2 protein-coding genes are annotated in these 911 nt (G+C 69.0%); both read right to left on the bottom strand.

Translation table 11 applies throughout. From position 1 onward, the window contains the following. A partial coding sequence (locus ACXJKR_RS33620; RefSeq protein WP_457326557.1) for a hypothetical protein occupies nucleotides 1-188 on the bottom strand: 188 nt, incomplete at its 3' end. Beyond that, nucleotides 185-775: an ECF-type sigma factor gene (locus tag ACXJKR_RS33625; protein WP_457326558.1), complete on the bottom strand. Its 591-nt coding sequence runs from the start codon at nucleotides 773-775 to the stop codon at nucleotides 185-187. The genes ACXJKR_RS33620 and ACXJKR_RS33625, both read right to left, overlap by 4 nt. Between the last annotated feature and the right edge of the window lie 136 nt (nucleotides 776-911).

The raw sequence follows: 911 nt of genomic DNA on the forward strand, positions 1-911 counted from the left end.
GGCATGAACTGCTGCATCTCGGCAGACGCGTCGGCAGCAATCAGCGCGAGCAGTTTTTGGTGCTGCACCGTGTCGGCCTGGGCCTGCGCCAACAGCTCGGCCCGTTCGCTGGCATCGGCGTCGAGCCAGGCGTCGAACAAGGCCATGGCGTCGCGCCAGGGCCCGATGCTGGCGCGTTCGGTGTTCATCCCCTGAGTTGCTCGAACAGGAAGGCGCGCGCCCGGCGCCAGTCGCGCTTGACGGTCGGGACTGAGACGCCCAGCAAATCGGCAATCTCGTCCTGGGTCATGCCGCCGTAGAAGCGCATCTCGACCACCCGGTGGGCGCGCTCGTCGATGGCCGCGAGTGCGTTCAAGGCCTCGTCGAGGCGAATCGGGTCCATGCCTTGCGCAGCCTGCGACGATGGCGAGGTCACCGGCTCGCCCTCGGGTGTCGCGGCGAACTCCAGCAGGGCCGACGTGTTCAGCGTCACCTCGGCCACCCCGCCACCGCGCTTGTCGGCATGGCGGCGGCGCAACTGATCCACCACCACGCTTCGCATGACGCGGCTGGCTAGGGCGAAAAACTGCGCGCGATAGGCCGGCACCACCATGCCGCGTGTGCGCAGCCACAGCTCGTGGATGAGCGCGGGCGGGTCCAGGGTGACGGGGCCCACTGCGTGCAAATGGCGCCGGGCAAGCCGGCTCAGCTCAGGGTAGAGCAGGCTGTAGAGCTGGTCGGCGGCGCCGGGCTCGCCCGCCGCCACACCGCGCAGCAGTTCAGTGACCTCAGCCATGTGCCAATGCGACTTGCATCGCGCAAGTTTCGCATCGGCGGGCTGTGGCCGCGAGGGCCTTTGCCCGGCTCAGCGGCGACGCCGCAGCTTCAGAGCCAGCAGACCCAGACCACCCAACGACAGGGCTACGCTGCCC

Source organism: Roseateles sp. P5_E11, assembly GCF_054049355.1.

Coding starts and splice junctions, on each gene's coding strand:
- ACXJKR_RS33625 (WP_457326558.1), bottom strand. CDS start 775: ATGGCTGAGGTCACTGAACTGCTGCGCGGTGTGGCGGCGGGCGAGCCC.